Source organism: Nocardia grenadensis (assembly GCF_050942415.1).
Classification (GTDB): Bacteria; Actinomycetota; Actinomycetes; order Mycobacteriales; family Mycobacteriaceae; genus Nocardia; species Nocardia grenadensis.
In genome coordinates this window covers 4,294,947-4,315,800 of record NZ_CP192054.1, presented here as the reverse complement: position 1 = coordinate 4,315,800, position 20,854 = coordinate 4,294,947, and the positions used below count along the sequence as shown (strand labels likewise).

Here is a 20,854-nt window from a genome sequence, read left to right as displayed (position 1 = left end):
GCACCGGTAGGCTGGATATTCGTGCAGACCCACGAGATCAGACGGCGGTTCCTGGACCATTTCGTAAGTGCCGGGCATACAGAGGTGCCCAGTGCATCGCTGATTCTCGACGACCCGAACCTGCTGTTCGTGAACGCGGGCATGGTGCAGTTCAAGCCGTATTTCCTCGGTCAGCAGACGCCGCCGTTCCCGCGCGCGACCAGCGTGCAGAAATGTGTGCGCACCGGTGATATCGAGGAAGTCGGCGTCACCACTCGGCACAATACGTTCTTCCAGATGGCGGGTAATTTCTCGTTCGGCGACTACTTCAAGGAAGGCGCCATCCGCTTCGCCTGGGAGCTGATCACCAACGCGCAGGAGGACGGCGGGTACGGATTCGACCCGGAGCGGATCTGGGTCACCGCCTACCAGGACGATCCCGAGGCCGCCGAGATCTGGCGCCGGGTGGCCGGTATCCCCGCGGAGCGGATCCAGTTCCGCGACGGTAAGGACAACTACTGGGATATGGGCGTGCCCGGTCCCGGCGGGCCCTGTTCGGAGATCTACTACGACCGTGGGCCCGAGTACGGCCGCGACGGCGGCCCGGTCGCCGACGAGGACCGCTACCTGGAGATCTGGAACCTGGTCTTCATGCAGGATATCCGCGGCGAGGACAGCCCGAAACTGGGCTTTCCGCCGGTGGGGGTCCTGCCGAAGAAGAACATCGATACCGGGATGGGCGTCGAGCGCATCGCCCTGCTGCTGCAGGGTGTCGACAATGTCTACGAAACCGATCTGCTGCGTCCCATCATCGACAAGGCCGAGGAACTGACCGGCCGCTCCTACGGTGTCGAACACGCCGACGACGTCCGGTTCCGGGTGATCGCCGACCACGCGCGCACCTCGGCCATGCTGATCGCCGACGGCGTCAACCCCGGTAACGACGGCCGCGGCTACGTACTGCGCCGGTTACTCCGCCGCATCGTCCGCTCGGCCCGGCTGCTCGGCGCCGAACAGCCGGTGATGAGCGAGTTCATGCGGGTGGTGAGCGAGCTCATGGCGCCCTCGTATCCCGAGCTGTCCACCGACTACGCGCGGATCGAAACCGTCGCGGTCGGCGAGGAGACGGCGTTCCGCAAAACCCTGAGCACGGGCTCGAAGCTGTTCGACGAAACAGCGGAGCAGGTCAGGTCGGCGACCCCGCGTGGCGGCACCGGCACCATCTCCGGCGCCGACGCCTTCACCCTGCACGACACCTACGGTTTCCCGATCGATCTGACCTTGGAGATGGCCGCGGAAGCCGGCCTCTCGGTGGACGAGGACGGCTTCCGCACGCTCATGGCCGAGCAGCGGCGGCGGGCGAAGGAGGACGCGCACGCCCGCAAGCACGCGCATGCCGATCTTTCGGTGTACAAGGACCTGGTCGACCGCGGCGATACGGAGTTCACCGGTTTCGACGAGCTGACCTCCGAGGCCCATGTGCTGGCCCTGATCTCCGAGGGAGTCCGGGTGCCGACCGCGCCGGCGGGCACCGATATCGAGGTGATCCTGGACCGCAGCCCGCTCTACGCGGAATCCGGTGGTCAGATCGCCGACCGCGGCACGATCACCGCGGCGGGGACGAAACTCGTCGTCAACGATGTGCAGAAGATCGCGAAGAAGCTGTGGGTGCATCGGTGCACCGTCGAAGAGGGGCAGATCACCGAGGGGGATGTGGTGCTGGCCCAGGTCGATCCGGGCTGGCGGCGCGGCGCAACCCAGGGGCATTCCGGTACCCATATGGTGCACGCCGCGCTGCGCCAGGTGCTGGGGCCGAACGCGGTCCAGGCGGGTTCGCTGAACAAACCGGGCTACCTACGGTTCGACTTCAACTGGCAGGGGCAGCTCAGCGAGCAGCAGAAGGCCGATATCGAGGCGGTGTCCAACGACGGCGTCGGCGCGGATTTCCCGGTGAACACCTTCGTCACCGATCTGCCCAAGGCCAAGGAAATGGGCGCGCTGGCACTGTTCGGGGAGAACTACGGTGACCGGGTCCGCGTGGTCGAGATCGGCGGACCGTTCTCTATGGAACTCTGCGGTGGTACCCATGTGGGTCATTCCTCGCAGATCGGCCCGATCACCCTACTCGGCGAGTCGTCGGTGGGTTCGGGCGTGCGCCGGGTGGAGGCGTTCGTCGGGTTGGACTCCTATCAATATCTGGCCAAGGAACGTGCGTTGCTGGCCGGGGTCGCCTCGATGCTGAAGGTGCCCTCGGACGAGGTGCCCGGGCGGGTCGAGCAGTTGGTGGACCGGCTGCGCGTCGCCGAGAAGGAACTCGACCGGACCAAGATCGCGGCCGTGCTGTCGTCGGCGGGTTCCTATGCCGACTCCGCCGAACGCCTCGGGAATGTGCTGCTGGTCGCGGCCGCCGCGCCCGAGGGGGTCGCGGCGGGCGATCTGCGTACTCTGGCCACCGATATCCGGGGTCGGCTGGGTACCACCCCCGCCATCGTGGTGTTGCTCGGAAATAACGAGGGCAAGGTGCCGTTCGTGGTGACCGTGAACAAGCCCGCCCAGGCCCTCGGTTTCGCCGCCGGTGAACTGGTGGCCGTCTTCGGGCCACGGATCTCCGGCCGCGGCGGCGGTAAGCCGGAGATGGCGCAGGGCGCGGGCTCGGACCCGTCGGGTATCGACGCGGGTCTGGCGGCGGTACGCGATCACATCGGCGCGCACGCCGGCTGATGACGGTGGGCTCGCTGGACGACCCGCCCGTCGACCGGCCCGATCCTGCCACGGATCCGGGCCGGGGCCGACGGCTGGGCATCGATGTGGGCAGTGTGCGGATCGGGGTCGCCGCGAGTGATCCCGACGGAATCCTCGCGACCCCGGTGGAGACCGTGCCCCGCGATACCGGCTCCCGGCGCGCCGGGCGGCCGCCGCGGGGCGCCCGGGCCGGCACTGCCGGACCGGGCGCCGACATCGCGCGTATCGCGGCGATCGCGGACGAGTACGAAGCGGTGGAGATCATCGTCGGGCTGCCCCGCACGTTGCGCGGCGAGAAAGGGACCTCGGCGCGCATGGCGACAGAGTTCGCCGGAAGATTGCGCGACTCGCTGCCCGAAGTGCCGATCCGGCTTTCCGACGAACGTTTGACTACGGTGTCTGCTGCACGCGCTCTGCGGGACAGCGGTGTTCGAGCGCGCGGACAGCGGCAGGTGATCGACCAGGCTGCTGCTGTGTCGATCCTGCAGAGCTGGTTGGACGAACGGAGTTCTGTGATGAGGTCGGCCGAGGACGCGGCACGTACCGCGTTGTCCGGAGACGATGAATGACGGATCGATGGGCGCGGGCGGAAGCGCAATTCCGGCAGCGTGAGGCCGAGCGAAAATATCGCCGCGACGACAAGGCATGGGAGCGGTCCCGCCGGGCCTCCGCCACACCGGTCGCCGACGAGCCGGACTGGGCCGACGAACCCGAGGACGGCTGGGATCCCTATGAGGACGACGACACCGCCGTCATTCCCCGCTATGTGGACGAAGACGACTATGACGACGATTTCGACGACGAGCCCGAACCCGAGCCGCGCCCGCGCCGCCGCGCCGGCGCGCGGACCGCGCCGGCCCGCGGCGGCCGGGCAGCGGCCCGGAAGGCCGCCCGTAAACAAGAGGGCGGCCGCCGGCGGCTGATCTGGGTGGCCGCCGGGGTCCTGCTGGTGCTGGTCGTCGGGGCGGGGGTGTACAAGCTGGTCAACCGCTACACCCCGGCCGAGGATTTCGCCGGCCCCGCCGGTGCGCCCGTGGTGGTCCAGGTGAAATCCGGCGATACCGCCACCGAGATCGCTTCGACGATGGCGGAGGCGGGAATCGTCGCCAGTTCCGCCGCCTTCTACGAGGCCGCCGTGCAGGACGAGGGGATGAACTCGGTCCAGCCCGGCTACTACGCAATCCCGGTGCACAGTCCGGCCGCGGACGCGGTCGCGGCACTCGTCACGCCCGGATCACGGGTCGGCAATGTCGTCGTCTCCGAAGGCCGGCAACTACACGATCAGCACGATGTGAATACCGGCGCGCGCAAGGAGGGCATCTACACCAAGATCGCCGCCGCCAGCTGTGTGGGTGCCGAACCCGAACGCCGCTGTGTCACCTATGAAGAACTCGAGCAGGCCGGCGCGACCGCCGATCCGGCCGCGCTCGGCGTCCCGGAATGGGCCGTGGAGTCGGTCCGCACGGTGCCCGACCGGGCCCGCCAGCTCGAGGGCCTCATCGCCGCCGGCAGTTGGGATTTCGATCCGAGCGGTTCCGCGCTGGACATCCTGCGGCAGCTGGTGACCGAGAGCGCCCGCAGCTACGAGTCCACCGGGCTGCTGGAATCCGGCCGGATCAACGGGCTGAGCCCGTACGAAACCTTGATCGGCGCCTCCCTCGTGGAACGCGAGGCGCTGCCGCAGGATATGAGCAAGGTGGCCCGGGTGATCGTGAACCGGCTGGAGATCGACCAGCCGTTGCAGTTCGATTCCACCGTCAACTACGCACTCGACAAAACCGAGGTGGCGACCACCGACGCCGATCGCGGGCAGACCACCCCGTGGAACACCTACGCCATGGCCGGGTTGCCCGCGACCCCGATCTCCTCGCCCTCGATCGCGGCGCTGGAGGCCATGGAGGAGCCAGAGCCAGGGACGTGGCTGTACTTCGTGACGGTCGACAAGGAAGGGACGACGCTGTTCACCCAGAGCTACTCCGAACATCTGCAGAACATCGAACTGGCGTTGGAGAGCGGGATCCTGGACAGTGGGCGCTGAACCGGCGGGCCCGCGCCGCGCCGCTGTGCTCGGCAGCCCCATCACCCATTCGAAATCCCCGCAGCTGCATCTGGCGGCGTACCGTGCCCTGGGCCTGGACTGGACCTACGAGCGGATCGAATGCACCGCCGACCGGTTGCCCGGTCTGGTGGCGGGACTCGGCCCGGAATGGGCCGGATTGTCGGTGACCATGCCGGGCAAGGAGGCGGCCCTCGCATACGCGCAGGTGCGCACCGAACGCGCGGTACTCGTCGGTTCGGCCAACACTCTGGTGCGGACGGCGACCGGCTGGCGTGCCGACTGCACCGATGTGGACGGGGTACTGGGCGCGCTGCGGGGCGGCGGGGTGCGGGAACTGTCCGAGGCGGTGGTGCTGGGCGCCGGGGGCACCGCCCGGCCCGCGCTGCTGGCGCTGGCCGAACTCGGCGCCACGACCATCACCATCGTCGCCCGTGATGCCGGCCGCGCGGCAGGTGCGCGGGAACTCGCCGAGCGGCTCGGCGTGGCCGTCCGGGTGATCGGATTCGACGCGCCGGAGCTGGCCGATGTCTGCCGCCGCGCGGACGCCGCGGTGAGTACCGTCCCGTACGTCGCCGCGGCGGCGGTCGCCGGATCGGTGGCCGCGGCTCCCGTGGTACTCGACGCGTTGTACGACCCGTGGCCCACACCGCTGGCCGAGGCGGTCGCCGCCGCCGGGCATACGGTGATCGGTGGTCTGCAGATGCTGCTGGAACAGGCCTACGGTCAGGTCGAGCAGTTCACCGGCCGCCCCGCACCCCGGGAAGCGATGGCCGCCGCGCTCGCCGATCTCGGCGGAGGTCACCGCTAGCGCACCGGACTCGGCGAATATCTGTAACGGGTTCTAGTCCGGTGCGCGGGAGCGTTATGGTGATCGGCATGACTGCGTGGTTGTTGCGGGCACTGGCGCTCGGTGGGCTGGCCGTCGCCCTGCGGGTGCTCCTCGGGTTCGCGATGGGCTACATCCCGACCTACGGTGTGTGGTTGCGGCTGCTGTGCCTGGTGGTGCTGATCGGTGCCGCGGTGGCCTGGGGTGTGCGCGACGGCCGGGCCGACCGCCACGAGCACCCGAACCCCGAACAGGGCGCGGATCTGACGATTCGGTGGCTGCAGACCGCGGTGGTCGCCGGCCTGGGCAGTGGGCTGGTGTCCTGGCTACTCGATTTCCTGCCGAAGGTCGACCTGGGCGACGGCGGCCTGCTGTTCGAGGCCACCGCCGCGTCGGCGTTCATCGTCCTGCTGGTCTTCGTACCCGGACTCGTCGGGGTGGCCATCGGACGGCGGCTGGGCAGCCGCGACAACGAGCGTTCGGCGGGCGGCATCACGCCCGCACTCGGTTCGCCCGCCTGACTGTCCGACGAGCCCGCACCCGCCGGCAAGGTGCCCGCTGCGGCGGGCGGGACGGGCTCGGACCGGCGGAATTGCCTGGGGTCACGGCCGCCGCCCGCCGCACCCGGTTGGTGTCGGCACCGAGATGAGGGCCTGGATCGGTCGAGTCCCCCCGGGGACAGGATGCGTACCGTGCTGTAGGGCCGCGATCGCGGCCCACAGGTCTCACAGCAGGATCGCGCTACCTCCGGTGGATCCAGAGCCGGCGACCGCCGAATACGCGGCGGCGAGCAGGGCCGGGTCGGGACCTTCCAACCGGCCGGGTCTGGCCGGTCCGTCGAGCACCACGAACCGCAGCACGCCGGAACGGGTCTTCTTGTCGGTCTGCATACTTTCCAGCAGTTGCGGCAGCGCGTCGGGATCGTAGGTGGTGGGCAGCCCGACGCTCTCCAGGATGCTGCGGTGCCGGTCGGCGGTGGTGTCGTCGAGCCGGCCGGCCAGCCGGCCCAATTCCGCGGCGAAGACCAAGCCCACCGACACCGCCGCGCCGTGCCGCCAGCGGTAGCGTTCCCGGCGTTCGATCGCATGGCCCAGCGTGTGGCCGTAATTCAGGATCTCGCGCAGCGCGGACTCCTTCAGATCGGCCGCGACCACCTCCGCCTTGACGGCCACTGCCCGGCGGATGAGCTCCGGCAGTACCTCGCCGGTCGGGTCCAGCGCGGCCTGTGGGTCCTGTTCGACCAGGTCGAGGATCACCGGGTCGGCGATGAACCCGGCCTTGATGATCTCCGCCATACCTGCCACGATCTCGTTGCGCGGCACGGTTTCCAGGGTCACCAGATCGACCAGCACCGCGGACGGCTCGTGGAAGCAGCCGACGAGGTTCTTCCCGGCCTCGGTGTTTATACCGGTCTTACCCCCCACCGCGGCGTCCACCATGGCCAGCAGCGTCGTAGGTACGTGGACGACCTTCACCCCGCGCATCCAGGTCGCGGCGACGAATCCGGCGAGATCGGTGGCCGCGCCACCGCCGAGGCTCACCACCACATCGTTGCGGGTGAGGCCGATCCGGCCCAGTACCTCCCAGCAGAAACCGGCGACGGCGAGTTCCTTGCCCGCCTCGGCGTCCGGGATCTCGATGCGGTGGGCGTCCAGGCCGGCCTCGGCCAGCGTGGTGCGCACCACCTCGGCGGTCTCGACCAGCGACGGCTGATGGAACAGGGCGACGGTCCGTACACCGCCGGCGCCGGTGACCGCCTCGACGAGGTCCCCGAGCAAACCGCGGCCGATGATCACCGGATAGGGCTGTGCGGTGCGGACCTCGATACGCGTCGGTTCTGTCACGTGTGCTGCTCCGATCCTGTTTGTGGCTGTTCGGCCTGTTCTCGTTGCTGCCGCCGTGCCCGGGCCCGTCTGGCGCGCGCCCGCCGGGACCTGCCCGGGGTGCGCAGATCGTTGTCGGCGGCCTGCGTGGGCTCGGTGGCCGGTGATGTTCCGGGGCTGCTTCCCGGGGTGTCCGGTGCCGCGACATCGTCTCCGGTGGCGGCCGGAGTACCGGCCTCGGCGGGGGTCGCCGCGCGTTGTGCCGCGGCCCGGCGCGCCCGCGCCCGGGCTCGCCGGCGGGCCCGGGACCTGCTGGTGCGCTGGGTACCTGCGCCTCCGGGAAGAGCTGTGTCGGGCGTGTCGGCGGCCACCCGGACCGACTCCAGTGCGAGCTTCCCCAGGATCGAGCGGACCACGCGGCCCGGACTGCGGCCGTCGGTGCGCACCCGGACCGAGGTCACCTCGCGGTAGAGCGGCCGCCGGGTCCGCATGAGTTCCCGGTATTTCGTGCCGGGGTCGGCGCCGCCCAGCAGCGGCCGGTGGGTACCGGCGCCCGTGCGGCGCAGTCCCTCGGCGATGCTGATCTCCAGGTACACCACGGTCCGGTCGTGGAGCAGGGCCCGGGTGCGTTCGGAGAGCACCGCGCCGCCACCGAGGGAAACGACACCGCGGCGCGTGGCGAGCGCGTCGCCGACCACCTCTTCCTCGATCCGGCGGAATTCGGTTTCCCCGTCGTCGGCGAAGATCTCCGGGATGGTCCGGCCGGTCGCCTCCTCGATCCCGGCGTCGGTGTCGTAGAGCTCGACGCCGAGTTCCCGGGCGAGTTTGCGGCCGATGGTGGTCTTGCCCGCCCCGGGCGGGCCGATCAGCACTACCAGCGGGCCGTGCGGACCGGTCTGCTCGGTCATTACGCCGGGTCGGCGACGGTATCGCCCGGGTTCAGGTGGGGGCGCCCGCTGATCCGCTTCAGGTAGCCGTCGAGGTTGCCGACCGTCTCGGCGAGCGAATCGCCGCCGAATTTCTCCAGCGCGGCCTGGGCCACCACCAGTGCGACCATCGATTCGGCGACCACCCCGGCCGCCGGGACGGCACAGACATCGGAACGCTGGTGGATCGCCACGGCTTCTTCGCCGGTGGACATATCGACCGTGGCCAGCGCGCGCGGCACCGTGGAGATGGGTTTCATGGCCGCACGTACGCGCAGGGCCTCCCCATTGGTCATCCCGCCCTCGAGACCGCCGGCGCGGTTGGTGGAGCGCAGGACGCCGTCACTGCCGGGCCGCATCTCGTCGTGGGCCTGGCTACCGCGTCGCCGCGCTGTCTCGAAACCGTCGCCGACCTCGACGCCCTTGATGGCCTGGATACCCATGAGCGCCGCCGCGAGCCGCGAGTCCAGCCGGTTCTCGCCGCTGGTGAAGGAGCCGAGTCCGATCGGCAGTCCGGTGACCACGACCTCGACCACCCCGCCCAGCGTGTCGCCGTCCTTCTTCGCCGCCTCGATCTCGGCGATCATGGCCGCCTCGGCGTCGGCGTCGAACGCGCGCACCGGGCTCTCGTCGATCGCTGCCAGATCGGCGCCGGTGGGGACCACCCCGGTGGTGTTCGCGGCCGTACCGATGGAGATCACATGGGAGACGACCTCCACGCCGAGAGCTTGGCGGAGGAAGGCCCGCGCCACGGTTCCGGCCGCGACCCGGGCCGCCGTTTCGCGGGCACTGGCGCGTTCCAGCACCGGGCGGGCGTCGTCGAAACCGTATTTGAGCATGCCCGAGTAGTCGGCATGGCCGGGGCGGGGGCGGGTGAGCGGGGCGTTGCGGGCCAGTTCGGCCAGTTCGGCCTCGTCGACGGGGTCGGCGGACATGACGGTGGTCCACTTGGGCCATTCGGAATTGGCGATCTCGACGGCGATCGGCCCGCCCATGGTGCGGCCGTGGCGGACCCCGCCGATCACGGTGACCTTATCGGCCTCGAACTTCATCCGGGCGCCGCGACCGTAGCCCAGCCGTCGGCGCGCCAGCTGTGCGGAGATCTCCTCCGAGGTCACCTCGACACCGGCGACCATCCCTTCCAGGATGGCGACGAGAGCGGGTCCATGGGATTCTCCAGCAGTTATCCAGCGCAGCACGCCGACCATCTTCCCATGTCGGCGCGACGGACGGGGGAGGCGGTCGGCGGTGCTCATCGCCCCGGGAAGTGCACCGTCGCCGGGATTGCCGCGGGGTCACCACAGGGCCAGTCCGAGAAGTGTCGCCGCACACATCGACGGACCGTGCGGGACCGTGCGTCCGGCGTGTTCCGGTGCGGGTGCCCGCGGGTCGGCGAAGCGGTACCGGCCGCCGAACATCCGGCGGCCCGCCCGGGATCCGAGCAGTGCGCCCACTCCGGCGATCGCGGTACACACCGGTGCCGCGACGGCCGACCAGACCCAGACCTGCCCGCCACCCAGCCCGGCGGCCGCACCCAGCCCCACGGCCAGTTTCACATCACCGGCCCCGAGCGCGGCCGGGCGTGTCAGATGGATCAGCAGATAAGGAGTCGCGAGCAGTGCCGCACCCCAGGCGGCGGTGTGGAAGCGCCCGGTCAGCGCCGCGTAACCGAGCACGCCGACGGCTCCGGGCACCGTGAGCAGGTTCGGTAGGCGTCGGGAACGGATATCGCCGACGCTCAGCGCCGCGCACCAGACGGTCAACGTCAGGAAGCCGAGGGTCGTCATGCCGTCCACGATCGCCGCCGGCGGGCCCTGCCGGGGGCGGGAAAAGCGATCTGTGGATAACGTGTGCCGCCGTGGCCGAGGTGTGAACAGCGAGTGGTCCTCATCTTCGGAACCGTCCGTGGTCCGGTCGGCCCGTGTGCGCGGGCCGGGTCGGCGGTACTTTTATGCCATGTCTGCTGATGCCGGTCGGGGCCCGCGGGTCCGGCCCGATTACGCTGCCCGGCGCGGTGCACTGCGCAACCTGCTGGTCCAGAACGAGATCGACGGCCTGCTGGTCACCGATCTGGTGAACATCCGCTATCTCACCGGATTCACCGGATCGAACGCCGCGCTGCTGGTGCACTCGTGGGACACCCCGGGCGCGGAGGACCGCACCGTGATCGCGACCGACGGCCGCTACGACACCCAGGTCGCCGAGCAGGTTCCCGATCTACGTGCCGAGATCGCCCGGGCGGTCTCGCGCCGGGTGGTGGAACTGGCGGGGGAGTGGCAGTTCGGGCGGCTGGGGTACGAGAGCCATATCGTGACCGTCGATCAGTACCGCGCGCTGCTCGAGCTCGGCTCCGGTCTGGAGTTCGTGGCGACGCCGGGCCTGGTCGAGCAGTTGCGCATGGTCAAGGACGAGTACGAGATCGACCGGCTGCGCAGCGCCTGCGCCGTCGGTGACGGGGCCTTGGCGGCACTGCTGGAGACCGGGGCGCTGCGGCCGGGCCGTACCGAGCGTCAGGTGGCCCGGGATCTGGAATGGGCGATGTTCGAGCGCGGGGCGGCCGGGATCGCCTTCGAGACCATTGTCGCGTCCGGGGCGAATTCCGCCGTTCCGCATCACCGGCCCACCGAGGCGGTACTGGTCGCCGGTGATTTCGTGAAGATCGATTTCGGCGCCGTGGTGGATGGCTACCACTCGGATATGACCCGGACCTTCGTACTCGGCGAACCCGCGTCCTGGCAGCGTGAGGTCTACGACCTGGTGTACGCCGCCCAGCGGGCCGGCCGTGAGGCGCTGCGGCCCGGTGTGCCGTGCGCCGATGTGGACGCCGCCGCCCGCGAGGTCATCGCGGCCGCCGGTCACGGTCCGCTGTTCGTCCACGGGCTGGGGCACGGGGTGGGGTTGCGCATCCACGAAGCGCCCGGAATCGCCAAAACCGGCACGGGTACACTCCAGTCTGGCGTGGCGGTGACCGTCGAACCAGGTGTGTACTTTCCCGGCCGCGGCGGGGTCCGGATCGAGGACACGCTCGTGGTGCGCGAGGGGGGCCCGGAACTGCTCACCAACACCAGCAAAGATCTGATCGTCGTCGGATGACGACGATCGCCCGAGAACCGAGGAGACCCGAAGACAGTGGCGGACACCAGCGACTTCAAGAACGGCCTCGTGCTGAAGATCGACGGTAATCTCCAGCAGATCGTCGAGTTCCAGCATGTGAAGCCGGGCAAGGGTCCCGCGTTCGTGCGGACGAAGCTGAAGAACGTGCTGTCGGGCAAGATCGTCGACAAAACCTTCAACGCGGGCGTCAAGGTGGAGACCGCCACGGTCGACCGCCGCGATATGACCTACCTGTACCACGACGGCTCCGATTACGTCTTCATGGACGGCGAGACCTTCGACCAGATCGCCATCGCGGAGAGCACCATCGGCGAGCAGGCCCGGTTCCTGCTGGAGAACATGACCGTGCAGGTCGCCATGCACGAGGGCGCGCCGCTGTACGTGGAGCTCCCGGTCACCGCCGAGCTCGAGGTCACCCACACCGATATCGGTCTGCAGGGCGACCGCTCCACCGGCGGCACCAAGCCCGCCACCGTCGAGACCGGTGCCGAGGTCCAGGTCCCGCTGTTCATCAACACCGGTGACAAACTCCGCATCGATACCCGCGACGGCAGCTACCTGGGCCGCGTCAACTCCTGACGTGCCCGATCAGTCCGCGGACAAGAAATCCGCCTACAAGAAGCTCGGCGCCCGCCACAAGGCGCGCCGCCGGGCGGTGGACCTGCTCTTCGAGGCCGAGGCCCGCGATGTCGATCCCGCCGATCTGGCCGACGAGCGGATCGAGCTCGCGGCCCGCGACCAGGGCGTGGCGCCGGTACACGCCTATACCCGCACCCTGGTGGACGGTATCGCCGAAGAACTCGACCGGGTGGACGGGACCATCGAGTCGTATTTGCAGGATTGGACGCTGCCCCGGTTGCCCGCGGTGGATCGCGCCATCCTGCGGGTAGCGGTATGGGAGCTGCTGTACGCGCCCGATGTCCCGCCGATCGTCGCGGTGGACGAGGCGGTGGAACTGGCCAAGGAGCTGTCCACCGATGATTCACCGGGGTTCGTGAACGGGGTGCTCGGGCAGGTGGTGCTGGTGGCTCCGCAGATCCGCGCGGCCGCTGCGGCCGCCGGGCGCGCCGGTGAGCCGGAATCGGAGGACTGAGAGGCGCAACGCAAGTGCCTGGTGCCGGCCCTCCGGACTCCGGCCTGGCCGAACCGCACCGCCGGTTCCTCGCCGACCTGCGCGCGAAGGACATGCTGCAGTCGAGTTGACCCGTTCACCGACGGTAGTGGCGGTGCGTACCTTGTGCTCGCGGATTCGCTCGCGGCCGCCGAGGCGGTGGTGTACGCAGATCCGCTGCACACCACCGTCTCGTCGGCGATCACGGTCCACGAATGGGAGATCACCGGCTGAGCCCGGACCGAACCTCGCTCTGGCCCGGGTCCGCCGTGCGACTCGATGAGAGGGCGATAGGCTGTTCATCGCAACGTCCCAGATGTCGAGGAGTGCGGACCATGACCGAGAACGCGGGTGTCACCCTGCCCGACGTCGGATGCACCGCCGCGGAGGCCTGGGAGATCTTCGACCGGTTGCCGGCCGCACGGGTGGACGAGGTGACCACCGGCCGCTGGCGCGGTTCGGAGCTGCCCACCGGTCACCCGATGGATGACATTCTGTCCGAATCCGGTTGGTACGGCAAACAGTTCGATGCGCCCGACCAGGTGCATCCGCTGCTGTTCACCGATGAGCGCGGCACCGTGTTCGCGGTGGATCCGCGCCGGGTCCCGCTCTCCCTGGCGGGCCGGATTCCGGCGCACTGGCTGCGCCCGGTCCGTAATAATCTGCGCACCCTCGGCCCGCTGCTGCGTACCCGTAAAGCGACCGCCCGGTTACGCGATATCGAGTACCGCGGCGTGGTCAGCGCCGCCATGGTCTACGACCATCTGCCGATCATCGATCATTTCCGCCGGCTCGATGACGACAGGTTGCTCGGCGTCATGGATATGCGCGGTCTGGCCGAACCGTACTTCTTCGTCCTGACGCGCTGATCAGTCCGCCCCCCGGCCCGGCCGCAGGATGATCTTGCCGAGCGGTGCCCGGGATTCCAGCAGCTCATGGGCCGCGGCGGCGCGGTCGAGCGGCATGAACGTCTCGACCGGCGCCGCCAGGGCCGGCACCCGCTCGAGGATCGCGGTGCGGGCGCGGCCCACCCGTCCGTGCCAGGCGGGGCCGGAGCATCCGGTGAGTGTCAGCCCGTGCGGGATGAGGTCGGCCGCCGAGACGAGGGCGGGTTCCCCGGACAGCCAGCCGTAGCTGAGCATTCGCCCGGAGCCGGGTGTCATGGTCGCGAGTAGCGCGGCCGCTGAGGGGCCGCCGAGCGAGTCGAACACGATATCGATCGTGCGGCCCGGCTCTTCGCGCAGTTGTGCGGGCCAGTGCTCGTCGTGATGGTCCAGCACCTCGTCGGCGCCGAGCTCCTTCGCGCGCCGAACTTTGTCCGGGCCGCCCGCGGTCGCGATCACCCGGGCCGCGCCGAATTCGCGGGCCAATTCGACCAGGTGCGCGCCCACTCCGGTGGCACCGGCCTCGACCAGCACTGTCTCGGTGCCGGTGAGTGCCGCGGCTTCCAGCAGTGCCAGCGCCACCGAACCGCTCATCATCACCGCCGCCGCGTCGGCGGCCGTGACGCCCGCGGGAATCGGGGTCGTGGCGTCCGCTCTCGCGCGGACCGATTCGGCGTACGCTCCCGTCCCGTCTGTGGCGGCTACCACTCGCCGCCCGAGGTACTCGGCGCCCACGCCCTCGCCCACGGCAATCACCTCTCCGGCCGCTTGGAAGCCGAAGACGACCGGCGGCGGCGCGGCCATCGGAAACGCGCCGGACCGCAGCTGGGTTTCGGGGTACAGGACGGGAATGGCCTCGGCTCTGATCACTACTTCGCCCGGCCCGGCGGTCGGCTCCGGGACTTCCCGGGATACCAGCACCTCGGGGCCGCCGATATCGGTCATTACGATTGCCTGCATTGGAACTCCGTAAATTGACTGACGGTCCAGATATCGAATACTCAACATATGGACCGCCGGTCAAGTTGTCAAGGAAGGTGGTGCGACAATTCCGAAAGAACGCGCGGACGCCGCCCGTAACCGGCGCGCCATCCTGGAGGCGACCGCGGCGCTGCTCGCCGAGTACGGCCCGGAGGCGGTCACCATGGACCGGGTCGCGGCGGCCGCCGGTGTGGGGAAAGGGACGATCTTCCATCGTTTCGGCAACCGTGCCGGATTGCTGCACGAAATGGTCGCCGAAAGCGCGGTGACCCTGATGTCCGCCGTGACCGACGGCCCCCCGCCGTTGGGGCCCGGGGCCCCGGCCGGTGACCGGCTGCTCGCCTTCTTCGCCGCCATGGCCCGGCTGGTGATCGACAATCTGTCGCTCATGGAGGTCTACCGGGTGGTGCCGCCACATCCGCGCACCGAGGAGTTCCATCGGTTCTGGCGCGCCCATATCACCGCGTTGCTGGGCGAGGCGCGCCCGGATCTGGACGCGGAGACGGTCGGCAGGTTGCTGCTGGACGGCTTGGCGGGCCAAACCGTGCCGGATATGGTTCGTGCCGGATCGACCGATCGCTTGCTGGCGGCGATCGATCAGCAGGTGCGCGCGGTACTACGCGCGCCGTAGCGATTGTTCAGCGCACATTGCGCGGCCGGAACTGGACGCTGATCCGCGGTCCGGTCGCCCGCCGAGTCTTGGGTACCGCATGCTCCCAGGTGCGCTGACACGAGCCACCCATGACCAACAGATCGCCGTGGCCGGGGTGGAAGCGCAGGCTCGGCCCGCCGGCGCGGGGTCGCAGCAGCAGTGGCCGCGGGGCGCCCAGGGTGAGGATGGCGACCATGGTGTCGTGCGCGGCACCGCGTCCGATGGTGTCGCCGTGCCAGGCCACGCTGTCGCGGCCGTCGCGGTAGTAGCAGAGTCCCGCGGTACGGAACGGTTCGCCGAGTTCGGGCCCGTAGTAGGTGCTGAGGGCTTCGCGGGCCTTCGCCAGGACAGGGTCCGGCAGCGGGTCGGATTCGCCGTAGAAACAGAGCAGTCGTGGTACGTCGACGACCCGGTCGTACATCTGTCGGCGCTCGGCCTGCCACGGTACGGTCGCGGCCAACTGCTCGAACAGGTCGTCGGCGCCGCGTAGCCAGCCGGGGCGCAGATCGACCCAGGCGCCGTGGGTGAGTGGGGTGCGCCCGATGCCGGTCAGCGGGGCGAGTTCCGCCGCCCCGAAACCGTCGAACAGCGAGCCCTGCAGTGTCATGCCGACAGATTACCCCGCAATTCGAACGTATGTTCCCATCGGGTCGATCCGTTGCTCTGAACGGGGCTCATGCCGTGTCAGCGGCGGTGTCGGACCGACGTCAGGGCGGTGTCAGCGGACCCGGCGACAGTGATCCCATGAGCAGCACAGCCAACAGCGCGACCGGACCGGACATGGTGTTCCACCGATCGGAATCCGCCGCAGCACCGTCGAAGGAGCGCATTGCCATGTCCGTCACCCCGCCCGATCGGCACGAAGTCACCCGTGAGCCGGCGGGCGGCGGGCCGGATCGCCCCGCGTTGCGCAAAGCGCTGGAGGAGATCGTCGAATCCGGTCTCACCGGGATCACGGTGCGGGTGCACGACGAGTTGGGCGAATGGGCCGGCAGCGCGGGGGTGGCCGAGTTGGGCGGTTCGGTGCCGCCGCCGATCGACGGCTATGTCCGGATCGGCAGCAATACCAAGACTTTCGTCGCGGCCCTGGTGCTGCGGCTGGTGGGTGAGGAACGTATCGGGCTGGACGACTCGGTGGGGGACCATCTGCCGGAGTTCGGGTTCGACCCCCGGATCAGCGTGCGGATGCTGTTGCAGCACACCAGCGGACTCTTCAACTTCACCGGGGAGTATCACAGCGACGGCACGGTCGTGCCGGGGATCGCCTGCACCATCTCGGGCAAGGAATGGGTGGACAACCGGTTTCACAGCTATGCGCCCGAGGGGCTGGTCCGGCTGGCGCTGTCGAAGCCGGCGCGATTCGAGCCGGGGGCGGACTGGAGCTATTCCAATACCAACTACGTGGTGGCGCGTCTGCTGGTGGAGAAGGTCACCGAACGCCCACTCGCCCAGGAGATGCAGCGGCTGATCTCGGGACCGCTGGGACTGACGGGCACCATAGCCCCGACCACGCAGACCGGGATCCCCGAGCCGCACGCGCACGCCTACTACCGCTACGAGGATACCGGCGCGGACCGGACGATCGACGTCACCGAACACAATCCCTCCTGGATCTCCAGTGGCGGTGACATGATCTCGACCAGCCGGGACCTGCACATCTTCATTGCCGCGCTGAACAGCGGCGAGCTCCTACCGGGCGACCTGCTGGCCGAGATGCGGGCTCCGCGACCGACGGGTATCCCCGGGATGGGCTACGGCCTGGGAGTTTTCGTTCAGGAGATCGCCGGCGGCGGCACCCTCGTCATGCACAACGGCGGCGCCGGGGGGCATGCGGCGCTGATGTACAGCACGCCCGACGGCGCCGCGACGCTGACCGGCACGCTGAACTATGTGGACGATGCCGCGCTGTCGCTCTCGGCGGCGTTCCGGCAGGCGACACGACGACTCGTCGACGAAGTGTTCGGCGGCGGATAGGACGATCCTGCTCGTCCGGCGGAATGAGCACCGGCCGCGCGGGCCGGACCGGCGGTCGTCCGTGCGGCGGAACGCCGATCCGCGGCCGCGCCGAGCTTCCGGGCTCGGCGCGGTCTGCCCCGGCGCGAACCGTGCCGCCCGTCGAGTGGTCTGTGGCGCGCATCCGGGTGCGGTGGTCGCGGCCCGGGCGGAACCGACGCGCCGGCGGGCGGATATCAGGAATCGGCGGTGGCGGGGATAGCGCGCGCCACGGCCGTACGCACCAGCTCGCGGGCCCGCTCCTCGGTGAATACGCCGGGCAGGGTGAGTCGTTCGAGAATCAGCCAGTTCAGGGCGAGGAACAGTAGGACGACGGTGTCCTCGTCGCCGGGCATCCCGTAGTCCAGGTGGTTGCGGATATTGAAGTTCAGATCGGCGCGCACGCGCTCGGTGAGCAGGGCCTGTAGTTCGGGCCGCCGGGTGGCTTCCAATCGGAGTTCGAGCAGGGCGAGGTAGCCGGTGCGGAAGTGGGTGACGCGGCTGACGACCTCGGTCATGAGCGTGGTGACCGTCTCGCGGGTGCGTGGTCCGTGCAGGGCGGCCATGGCCGATTCGTCCGGGATCAACCGCTCGTAGTACCGGTGGCCCACCTGGACGAGTAGATCGTCGCGGTTGCTGAAGTAGTTGGAGGCGGTTCCGGCGGGTACCTCCGCCGCTTTGTCCACCGCGCGGAAGGTCAGTCCCCGGGCTCCGTCTCGGGCCAGGACCTCGATCGATGCGTCCAGCAACGCCTGGCGGCGTTCGGGATTCGTGCGGACCACTTGACACCACTCCATCTGTAGTACTACCGTTCAAACCACTTCGATCAGAGTACTACACCTGAGGTGGTAGCGGTGGGTAGCCCCCCGGCACCGTCCCCTCGAAGGCCCGGTGCACACCGGTACACGAAAGGCGCAACCGAGATGCGAAAGCAGCGCAGCACCTACCCCGTTCGAAACAATCCGCAGCGGTTCGTGGCTCGTCCCGTACCTCCGCGGACAGTCGCTCGCGATGCAGGACCCCGGACCGGCCGGCGCGGCGCCCGCTGAGGCGGAGCCGGAAGTCCGCCCCGCCCGGGACGGGGCAGTACGAAGCGAAACGCAGCTCGAATCGACACCGGCGCGACCGGTGCGTCTACAGAAGAGGACACCCCGTGCACGACGTGAATCTCTGGAGTGAAGAATTCGGCACCGCGACGGAAACGCCGATCCTGTTGATCATGGGATCGATGTCGCAGGGCATTCTGTGGCCGGACGAGTTCGTCGGCCGCCTCGTCGCCGGGGGTCGCCGGGTGATCCGGTACGACCATCGCGACACCGGCCGGTCGGACACCGTCGATTTCGCGGCGCATCCGTACACGTGGAACGAAATCAAAAACGACGTCTACCGCGTCCTGGACGCGCACGGCCTGCGGAGCGCGCATCTGGTCTGCCACTCGGCGGGTGGGCTGCTCGGCCAGTTCATCGCCGTGGAGCGGCCGGAGCGGGTGCGCTCGCTGACCGTGATCGGTTCCTCGCCGCTCGGCGGCGGTGAAGGAGCGGTCCTCATGCGGGCGATACTGGGAGAGCCGCAGCAGGCGGGGAGCCTGCCCGAGCCGACGCCGGAGTTCGTCGCGTTCTACCGCACCCTGCTCGCCGGCTCGCCACCGGACAACCGGCAGGACCGGATCGACGGCATGGTCGCCGAGCAGCGCGTACTGCACGGCACCGGGTTGCCGTTCGACGAGGACGCGGCACGCCAGCTGCAGGAACGCATCCACGATCGCGCCCGCGATCTGTCGGCCGTGGCCAACCATCGGCTGGCTGCGGCGGCGCAGCCGGATTTCGAACCGGTGGGCGTGCTGCATCGGGTGCAGGCGCCCACGCTGGTCGTCGAAGGCAGCCATGAGCCGGCCAAACCCGGCCACGGCGCGCATATCGCCGAGCGGATCCCCGGGGCACGACTGATGATCGTGGCGGGTATGGGTCATACGCTGCCGGAGGAGGTACACGAGGAGTTGGCCGCGGCCGTGCTCACGCATACGGAGGAATGAGGGCACCGGTTCTCGCCGGCCGAACTCGGCGAGTAGTTCGACCGTGCGGCCCTGTCGGCGGTGCGGTCACCCGAGCCGGCAGCGGCGTAGCAGTTCGTGTGCGATATCCACGGCGGCGCGGTGGCATTCGTCGTCGGACAGCGGGAGATCGCCCATCATCGCCGTGCTCCAGCTGATGGCGAGCAGGGCCTGGCGGGCATGGAACACATCGAGCGGATCCCGTGCGGGTTCGGTCATGAGATCCGCGAGCAGCCGGAACTGATAGCGCAGGCTCACCCCGAAACCGAGTTCTCGGAACGCCGGCTGGTTCTCGTGCATGAACCGCACCATGTCGCGGCCCGTGCTGTGCAGCAGCGCGCCGTACCGGTCGAGGATCTCCTCGGCGCGGGCCCGGCCCGCGGGGATGCCCGCGGCCCAGGTGACGAGCTCGTCGATACCACTGCGGACATCGTCGGAGAGGCTCGCGACGATGTCCTCCTTGGTGCGGAAGTGGTAGTACAGCGCGGCCTTGGTGACTTCGAGCCGCTCGGCGATCTGCCGCAACGAGGTCTTCTCGTAGCCCTGTTCGGCGAACAGTTCCATTGCCACCGCACGGATGCGGTCGCGGGTATCGCTGCGCCGAGTGCCCACTGCGCCCCCTTCTTCTGGTTGACGGTTCGCAGGGCAGAGCCTAACGTCTCCGCTGTAACCGGTTACCAGCCGGTCGGCAGGTAAGTTTTCAGGGGAGTTCGGATGGCAGATCCTTTCGTCCAGGTACCGACTGCCGGGGTGGCCATGACCGCGATCGGGGTAGCAGTCATCCGGGCCCGCGAGAGCGCCCGGTCCGACCGGCTCTACGACGATCCCTTCGCCGCGGCCTTCGTCGCGGCGGCTCGTACGGCATTCGACGACGATCGCTGGGCGCGGCTCGAGGTACTGGCCGACCAGTTCTACGAAGGCCGGTCCCTCGCGGTGAAGGTCGTGGACGAGAGCTTCGGTGCGGCGGTAGCCGCGGGGTGCGGGCAGATCGTCCTGCTCGGTGCCGGACTGGACACCCGGGCGTTCCGGCTCGGGTTGCCCGCCGAGACGGTGTTCTTCGAAGTGGACCTCCCCGAACTATTCGCTTTCAAGGAGCCGGTCCTGGCCGCGCACCGGGCCCGGCCGGAATGTGTCCGCCGGGTGGTCGCGGCCGATCTGCGTGCCGACTGGGCGCGAGCTCTGCCGGCGCGCGGGTTCCGCCGGGATGTGGCGACGCTGTGGGTGGACGAAGGGGTCCTCGACTACCTTCCCCGGCGGGACGCGCACACGGTGATCGAAACGGTGACCGAGTTGTCGGCGCCGGGGAGTCGCTTCGATATCGGCCGGTTCCAGGTCGACAGCGCCGCGGCGCGGTATCGGGATCTACGGGAGCTGGTATCCGCCGACTCCGACGCCGCACGGCCGGTCAACGGCCTGGGCCCGGACGCGGAATCGTGGTTCACCACGCACGGCTGGCACACCACCTTCCGCGCCTGGAACGACCTCGTCGCTCCCTACGCGCGCTCCGGTCTCGGTGAGGTTCCCGGAATGGGCACGGTGCTCGCCATTCGTGAATGATCGGTAACCGCCGTCACGCCCGCCGGTCGCACCCGCGGAGGTGGTCGCACTCACACTTCGAGTCCGGTCCTCACCTGGTGAAAGTCCCCGTTGGGCGGCTGATAGGCTGCTCGGCGTAAGACATCCTTTAACGGACCGTCCAGTGAGGCGGGGAAGGA

The 20,854-nt window shown here is 69.3% G+C and carries 21 protein-coding genes and 1 pseudogene; 13 read left to right on the top strand and 9 right to left on the bottom strand.

Going from position 1 to position 20,854, the window contains the following annotated elements:
• The first annotated feature begins 21 nt into the window (after positions 1-21).
• The 5 genes from alaS to ACQPYS_RS19630 all read left to right on the top strand — a co-directional run bounded on the left by alaS (position 22) and on the right by ACQPYS_RS19630 (position 6,127).
• Positions 22-2,700 (top strand): alanine--tRNA ligase, encoded by a 2,679-nt coding sequence (gene alaS, locus ACQPYS_RS19650; RefSeq protein ID WP_433490421.1) that lies wholly within the window; start codon positions 22-24, stop codon positions 2,698-2,700.
• A complete protein-coding gene (ruvX, locus tag ACQPYS_RS19645; RefSeq protein WP_063039993.1) occupies positions 2,700-3,290 on the top strand; it encodes a Holliday junction resolvase RuvX in 591 nt (196 codons plus the stop codon). Before alaS ends, ruvX begins: the two co-directional genes overlap by 1 nt.
• Positions 3,287-4,759: an endolytic transglycosylase MltG gene (locus ACQPYS_RS19640; protein ID WP_431939634.1), complete on the top strand. Its 1,473-nt coding sequence runs from the start codon at positions 3,287-3,289 to the stop codon at positions 4,757-4,759. The genes ruvX and ACQPYS_RS19640 overlap by 4 nt, the downstream gene beginning before the upstream one ends.
• On the top strand, positions 4,749-5,588 hold the full coding sequence (locus ACQPYS_RS19635) for a shikimate dehydrogenase (RefSeq protein WP_433490420.1): 840 nt from the start codon (positions 4,749-4,751) through the stop codon (positions 5,586-5,588). The genes ACQPYS_RS19640 and ACQPYS_RS19635 overlap by 11 nt, the downstream gene beginning before the upstream one ends.
• 68 nt (positions 5,589-5,656) lie before the next feature.
• Entirely contained in the window at positions 5,657-6,127 is a 471-nt protein-coding gene (locus tag ACQPYS_RS19630; RefSeq protein WP_245664714.1) for a B-4DMT family transporter, read from the top strand.
• Between the two features lie 204 nt (positions 6,128-6,331).
• Here ACQPYS_RS19630 and aroB read toward each other — a convergent pair whose 3' ends face one another.
• The 4 genes and pseudogenes from aroB to ACQPYS_RS19610 all read right to left on the bottom strand — a co-directional run bounded on the left by aroB (position 6,332) and on the right by ACQPYS_RS19610 (position 10,142).
• Positions 6,332-7,450, bottom strand: coding sequence for a 3-dehydroquinate synthase (gene aroB / locus ACQPYS_RS19625; RefSeq protein ID WP_433490419.1), 1,119 nt, complete (start codon positions 7,448-7,450; stop codon positions 6,332-6,334).
• Positions 7,451-7,818: 368 nt separating this feature from the next.
• A pseudogene (locus ACQPYS_RS19620) lies at positions 7,819-8,337 on the bottom strand (shikimate kinase); the annotation flags it as partial.
• Complete coding sequence (gene aroC, locus ACQPYS_RS19615; protein ID WP_431939798.1) at positions 8,337-9,554, bottom strand: chorismate synthase; 1,218 nt, start codon at positions 9,552-9,554, stop codon at positions 8,337-8,339. The pseudogene ACQPYS_RS19620 and the gene aroC, both read right to left, overlap by 1 nt.
• A gap of 96 nt (positions 9,555-9,650) precedes the next feature.
• Positions 9,651-10,142, bottom strand: coding sequence for a prepilin peptidase (locus ACQPYS_RS19610; protein ID WP_433490418.1), 492 nt, complete (start codon positions 10,140-10,142; stop codon positions 9,651-9,653).
• Positions 10,143-10,311: 169 nt separating this feature from the next.
• On the opposite strand from ACQPYS_RS19610, the gene ACQPYS_RS19605 reads away from it, so the two are divergent.
• From ACQPYS_RS19605 to ACQPYS_RS19590, 4 genes are all read left to right on the top strand, one after another.
• Complete coding sequence (locus tag ACQPYS_RS19605) at positions 10,312-11,448, top strand: M24 family metallopeptidase (RefSeq protein WP_431939629.1); 1,137 nt, start codon at positions 10,312-10,314, stop codon at positions 11,446-11,448.
• A gap of 36 nt (positions 11,449-11,484) precedes the next feature.
• The gene (gene efp / locus ACQPYS_RS19600; protein ID WP_063039977.1) at positions 11,485-12,048 is read left to right on the top strand and encodes an elongation factor P; all 564 of its coding nucleotides are present in this window, start codon (positions 11,485-11,487) and stop codon (positions 12,046-12,048) included.
• Position 12,049: 1 nt separating this feature from the next.
• Entirely contained in the window at positions 12,050-12,562 is a 513-nt protein-coding gene (nusB, locus tag ACQPYS_RS19595; RefSeq protein ID WP_063039975.1) for a transcription antitermination factor NusB, read from the top strand.
• A gap of 353 nt (positions 12,563-12,915) precedes the next feature.
• On the top strand, positions 12,916-13,449 hold the full coding sequence (locus ACQPYS_RS19590) for a DUF4334 domain-containing protein (RefSeq protein WP_433490417.1): 534 nt from the start codon (positions 12,916-12,918) through the stop codon (positions 13,447-13,449).
• Here the strand turns inward: ACQPYS_RS19590 and ACQPYS_RS19585 are convergent, their stop codons facing one another.
• Positions 13,450-14,424 carry a quinone oxidoreductase family protein gene (locus ACQPYS_RS19585; protein ID WP_433490416.1) on the bottom strand — a complete coding sequence of 325 codons (975 nt, stop codon included), beginning with the start codon at positions 14,422-14,424 and terminating at the stop codon, positions 13,450-13,452.
• A gap of 37 nt (positions 14,425-14,461) precedes the next feature.
• Between ACQPYS_RS19585 and ACQPYS_RS19580 the strand changes: the two genes are divergently transcribed.
• The gene (locus ACQPYS_RS19580) at positions 14,462-15,076 is read left to right on the top strand and encodes a TetR/AcrR family transcriptional regulator (protein WP_433493082.1); all 615 of its coding nucleotides are present in this window, start codon (positions 14,462-14,464) and stop codon (positions 15,074-15,076) included.
• Between the two features lie 7 nt (positions 15,077-15,083).
• On the opposite strand, the gene ACQPYS_RS19575 is transcribed toward ACQPYS_RS19580, so the two are convergent.
• Both ACQPYS_RS19575 and ACQPYS_RS19570 read right to left on the bottom strand, forming a co-directional pair.
• Positions 15,084-15,704 carry an alpha-ketoglutarate-dependent dioxygenase AlkB gene (locus ACQPYS_RS19575; protein ID WP_433490415.1) on the bottom strand — a complete coding sequence of 207 codons (621 nt, stop codon included), beginning with the start codon at positions 15,702-15,704 and terminating at the stop codon, positions 15,084-15,086.
• Positions 15,705-15,804: 100 nt separating this feature from the next.
• Positions 15,805-15,933, bottom strand: coding sequence for a hypothetical protein (locus ACQPYS_RS19570; RefSeq protein WP_433490414.1), 129 nt, complete (start codon positions 15,931-15,933; stop codon positions 15,805-15,807).
• Between ACQPYS_RS19570 and ACQPYS_RS19565 the strand changes: the two genes are divergently transcribed.
• The gene (locus tag ACQPYS_RS19565; RefSeq protein WP_433490413.1) at positions 15,932-17,071 is read left to right on the top strand and encodes a serine hydrolase domain-containing protein; all 1,140 of its coding nucleotides are present in this window, start codon (positions 15,932-15,934) and stop codon (positions 17,069-17,071) included. The genes ACQPYS_RS19570 and ACQPYS_RS19565 overlap by 2 nt on opposite strands.
• A 215-nt stretch (positions 17,072-17,286) precedes the next feature.
• Here the strand turns inward: ACQPYS_RS19565 and ACQPYS_RS19560 are convergent, their stop codons facing one another.
• Positions 17,287-17,871, bottom strand: a complete 585-nt coding sequence (locus tag ACQPYS_RS19560) for a TetR/AcrR family transcriptional regulator (RefSeq protein ID WP_433490412.1) — start codon at positions 17,869-17,871, stop codon at positions 17,287-17,289.
• Positions 17,872-18,242: 371 nt separating this feature from the next.
• Here ACQPYS_RS19560 and ACQPYS_RS19555 point away from each other — a divergent pair, with 371 nt between their 5' ends.
• Positions 18,243-19,121: an alpha/beta fold hydrolase gene (locus ACQPYS_RS19555; RefSeq protein ID WP_433490411.1), complete on the top strand. Its 879-nt coding sequence runs from the start codon at positions 18,243-18,245 to the stop codon at positions 19,119-19,121.
• Positions 19,122-19,187: 66 nt separating this feature from the next.
• On the opposite strand, the gene ACQPYS_RS19550 is transcribed toward ACQPYS_RS19555, so the two are convergent.
• Positions 19,188-19,751 carry a TetR/AcrR family transcriptional regulator gene (locus ACQPYS_RS19550; protein ID WP_245664713.1) on the bottom strand — a complete coding sequence of 188 codons (564 nt, stop codon included), beginning with the start codon at positions 19,749-19,751 and terminating at the stop codon, positions 19,188-19,190.
• Between the two features lie 102 nt (positions 19,752-19,853).
• On the opposite strand from ACQPYS_RS19550, the gene ACQPYS_RS19545 reads away from it, so the two are divergent.
• Positions 19,854-20,696: an SAM-dependent methyltransferase gene (locus ACQPYS_RS19545; protein ID WP_433490410.1), complete on the top strand. Its 843-nt coding sequence runs from the start codon at positions 19,854-19,856 to the stop codon at positions 20,694-20,696.
• The last annotated feature ends 158 nt before the right edge of the window (positions 20,697-20,854 follow it).